Genomic DNA, 358 nt, shown 5'->3' on the forward strand with positions numbered 1-358 from the left:
GGTCGCGGTCGCCTTGACCTAGTCAAGGTGGCAACAAGTTATGCCTGACGACCATAGCGACTTGGTACCACTCCTTCCCATCCCGAACAGGACAGTGAAACGAGTCAGCGCCGATGATAGTGCGGATTCCCGTGTGAAAGTAGGTCATCGTCAGGCTATTACAGCAAAACACCCCGTCATTCGGCGGGGTGTTTTTTTTAGAGCTGTCTAGCAGTTCTAAAAAAAGCAAAAATCTTTTGCTTGATTTGACAGGGCTTCAAAAACTGTGTCATAATTCAAGGCTTCGCTGATCACAGCAAAGCAAACGAAACGAGATAAAAATTGTTTCAGATCATTAAAAATTTACAGCCGATAAGCG

1 rRNA gene is annotated in these 358 nt (G+C 45.5%); it reads left to right on the forward strand.

Annotated features, from left to right (window positions below):
- Positions 1-43 precede the first annotated feature (43 nt).
- Positions 44-156: ribosomal RNA gene (rrf, locus tag AC1DZ5_RS21570) — 5S ribosomal RNA — on the forward strand.
- Positions 157-358: the final 202 nt, after the last annotated feature.

It is taken from the genome of Rhodoferax sp. P1_F3 (assembly GCF_056405715.1).